The sequence below is a fragment of the Actinosynnema sp. NPDC059797 genome, assembly GCF_042732085.1.
Classification (GTDB): Bacteria; Actinomycetota; Actinomycetes; order Mycobacteriales; family Pseudonocardiaceae; genus Actinosynnema.
The window spans coordinates 1-3,430 of sequence record NZ_JBHWIE010000561.1; the positions used below are offsets into that span (position 1 = coordinate 1).

Annotated in this window: 4 protein-coding genes and 1 pseudogene; all 5 read right to left on the reverse strand. The window is 76.0% G+C overall.

Annotated features, from left to right (window positions below):
* Positions 1 to 63 precede the first annotated feature (63 nt).
* Entirely contained in the window at positions 64 to 432 is a 369-nt protein-coding gene (locus ACFV4N_RS41590; RefSeq protein WP_499678200.1) for a hypothetical protein, read from the reverse strand.
* Between the two features lie 114 nt (positions 433 to 546).
* A complete protein-coding gene (locus ACFV4N_RS41595; RefSeq protein WP_499678201.1) occupies positions 547 to 1,026 on the reverse strand; it encodes a DUF6194 family protein in 480 nt (159 codons plus the stop codon).
* Between the two features lie 106 nt (positions 1,027 to 1,132).
* Positions 1,133 to 1,930: a Clp protease N-terminal domain-containing protein gene (locus tag ACFV4N_RS41600; RefSeq protein ID WP_499678202.1), complete on the reverse strand. Its 798-nt coding sequence runs from the start codon at positions 1,928 to 1,930 to the stop codon at positions 1,133 to 1,135.
* Between the two features lie 2 nt (positions 1,931 to 1,932).
* Positions 1,933 to 2,886, reverse strand: a complete 954-nt coding sequence (locus tag ACFV4N_RS41605) for a toll/interleukin-1 receptor domain-containing protein (protein ID WP_499678203.1) — start codon at positions 2,884 to 2,886, stop codon at positions 1,933 to 1,935.
* A 55-nt stretch (positions 2,887 to 2,941) separates the two neighbouring features.
* Positions 2,942 to 3,430 (reverse strand): annotated as a pseudogene (locus tag ACFV4N_RS41610) (prolyl aminopeptidase); the annotation flags it as partial.

A 3,430-nucleotide genomic window follows, 5' to 3' on the forward strand; every position in this document is an offset into this window, starting at 1 on the left:
GGGCGCGGGGGAGGCGGGCACGGGAGGCGGGCGCGAGGGGGAGGGCGCGGCGGCCGAGGCCCCTCAGCGGGACGAGTTGCGGCGGACCCGCTCGATCCGCTGCCGCGCCTTCGGCTCCGCGTCGATGCCCAGCGCGACGCGGCGGCGCAGGCGGTCCTGGACGACCTCGCCGAGCGGCCTGTCGGGGTACTTCTGGAAGGTCGCCGGGCGCCGCGACCACAGCACCTGCTCGGCGTGCTCGGTGGTCCGCTCGTCGAGCCGGCCGAGGACCTGGCGCAGGGCCTGCTCGCCGTGCCGCCGGTTGGCGCGGTTGACCCGCCGCCGACGCCGGTGGACGCCCCTCCGGCTCGCCGCGCTGTTCTCGCCGTAGGTGTTGCGGCGGTCCTTGGTGTAGCTGAGCTGCTTCTTCTCCTGCGGTGTCCGCCTGGCCACGGTGCTCCTCCCTCGGGTCGGGCGCACCGTATCCGACGCGGCGCGCCGTGGCCGAGCGGTTTTCCCCGGTGCCGACCGGTGCCGACCGGGTGCCGGCCGGGCGCCAACCGGGTGTCAGGACGCCGGGCCGACCGCCCCCGCGCGCCGGGCGTGGTTGGCGTGCTTGCGCGCGGCGAACCCGTGGGCCTCGGCGAGCAGGGGCCGCAAGGTCTCGAACGTCGCCTCGCTCGGCGTCACCACGCAGACCCAGTGCTGGGAGGCGTAGACCGGGTGCGGCATCAGGCGGTCGCGCTCGGCGTGGTCGTACCCGGTGTCCAGGACGTGGTCGGCGTCGCGCACCGTGGGCGGTGCGCCGAACAGCGACGTGTAGGTGGCCTTGGTGAGGCCGATGTTGAGCCGGTAGGCGCCGGGGCGGTCGAGGTCCGACACGCGGTCGTGGCGGTCGCCGGTGACGAGGGTGGCGAACGGCATCTGCCGCTCCGGCGGGAGGTCCCGGTCGGGGTCGAAGAGGAAGTAGGTGTCGCCGTCGCTCTCGAGCGCGTTGACCCCCTCGAACGCCTCGCTGATGTACCGCTGCACTTCGCCGGCTTCCATGCTTCAAGTGTTTCATTGAACTGCTTGTTGGCACTTGGGGAGACAAGTCCCAGGGGAGTTCGCCGAAACCCTCAAATCACGCGTGAAGGCAGCCGGGGACGGCCGGTCAGCCGGCGCCCGGCCGGGCGTAGCGGACCGCGTCGGCCAGCCGCGCCACGTCCTCGCGGAACGTCTCGTGCCGCACGGTGACGCCCCCGGTCCCCGGCAGCCGGTCGGTGGGCAGCTCGGCCCCGTCGACCAGCACGGGGATCACCGGCACCGACCGCGTCCGCGCCGTCTCGACGTGGCCCAGCACCGCCTCGGTCGGCGTCCACCTCGGCCCGATCACGGCGAGCAGCACGTCGCACTGCGCCACGTCGCCCACCACCGGCCGGCCGATGTCGCCGAGGCGGTCGGCGATCCGGCCCGCCACGTGCAGGTCCTGCGGCCGGTGGCTGAGGAACAGCCGCGCGGGGCGCCGGGCGGGCGGCGGCTCGATCCCGGCCAGCACCGCGAACGCCCGGTCCCGCACCTCGGCGGCGTCGACGCCGCAGCGGGTCAGCACGTCCAGCGCCACCCCGTCCTCCTCGGTCAGCAGGCCTAGCAGCAGGTGCTCGGTCCCGACCTGCCGCCGGCCCAGCGCGAACGCCTCCCGCACGGCCGCCGCCAGCGCCCGCTTCGCGCCGGGGGTGAACGGCAGGTGCCCGGCCACCACCCGGCCGCCGGGCCCCTCGACGGCCCGGACGTGCTCCCGGCAGCGGGGCAGCGACAGGTCGAACGACGCCAGGACGGCCGCCGCCGCGCCGCCCTCGCCGAGCAGGCCGAGCAACTGGTGCCCGGTGCCGATGGAGGCGTGGTCCAACCCCCGCGCCTCGCGGAGCGCCAGCGCGGAGACCCGCTGCGCCCCCCTCGTGAACCGCTCCACCGTCAACCCCCCGCCACGGCTTCGCCCAGTCGGGCCACGTCCTGCCGGAAGCTCTCGTGCCTGATCTCCAGGGCGTTGCGGAACGCCAGCGGGCGCAGGTCCTCGGGCAGCTCGTCCACGCGCGGCATCCGCGCGCCGTCCACCAGCACCGGGATCACCGCGACGTCCCGTCGCAGGGCGGCCTCGACCTCCAGCCGCACCACGTCGTCCGCCTGCGCCAGCCGCTGCCTGCCCCGGTCGTCGGTGAGCCCGGCCCACCCCGGCCCGATGACGGCCACCAGCGCGGTGCACGCGTCGACCGCGGTGGTGATCGCCTCGGTGAAGTCGGCGCCGGGCCGGATCGAGTGCACGTCGATGAACACCTCGGCCCGGTCGGCGAGCCAGTCGGCGATCCGGCCCGCCACGTGCCGCGCCTGCTGCCTGCGGTAGCTGATGAACACCTTCGGCGACGGCGCGGGCGGCCGGTCGTCGTTGGCCGCCGCCAGCACGCGGTCGCGCAGCACCCGCGGCGGTACCCCGGCCGAGGTGAGGACGCGCCGGACCTCCGGGTCGTCCACGTCCACCAGCGCGAGCAGCAGGTGGTGGGCGTCGACCGGTTCGGCCGGCGGCACGTCCACCCGCGCGCGGTCGAGCACCCGCAGCACCTGCGCCGACAGGGCCAGCCCCTCGGGAGCGGGTGGCGGTGAGCCGGGGGCACGCAGCGACTCCGGGGCGGGTGACGAGCCGGGGGCAGGCGGCGAGCCGGGAGTGGGCGGCGAGCCGGGTGCGGGGAGCCGCCGCCGTACGGCGGCCGACGTCACGCCCAACTCGCCCAGCACCCGACCCGCCGGCCCGCCGTCCGGCACGAGGCCCAGCAGCAGGTCGGGGAGGAGCACTTCCGCGCCCGCGCGCCCGCTCGCCGCGGACCGGGCGACCGAGAGCACCCGCCGGGCGCGCGCGGTGAACCTGTCGTACACCCGGCCCCCTCCGTGCTCAGGCTGTCATCAAACCATCGCACCGGGTTCCGGGGTGTTACCGGTATTCGTCGGTGGCCGCGACGCGCGCCTCCGTCATGGCGTCGTTGCCGCCGTGGTCGGCGCCGCGGATCATCACCAGTTCCGCGTCCGGCCACGCGTGCGTCAACCTCCAGGGGGTGCCGACGAGGTTGCCCAGGTCGAGCTCTCCTTGAACGATCACGCCCGGGATGCCGGCGAGCCTGTCCGCCCCGTCGATGACGTGGTTGTCGGGCAGCCAGGAACCGTGCGCCCAGTAGTGGGTCACGATCCGGGCGAACGCGAGCCGGTGCTCCGGGGGGTCGAAGCGGCCCGGTCCGGGCGGCGGCGGCACCACGGCGTCCTCCCACCGGCACCACTCGTCGGCGGCCGGCTGGTGCACGGCCGGGTCCGGGTCGAGCAGCAGCCGCAGGTAGGCGGCCGCCAGGTCGTCGCCCTCCGGGGCGTGGGGGGGGCGCCCCCCCCCCCCCCCCCCGCACAAAACGGCGGGGCCCCCAAGAAGCAGAGA

What these genes read in the sequence shown, in the direction of transcription:
- ACFV4N_RS41595 (WP_499678201.1), bottom strand. Translation starts at nt 1,026, where the DNA reads ATGGAAGCCGGCGAAGTGCAGCGGTACATCAGCGAGGCGTTCGAGGGG.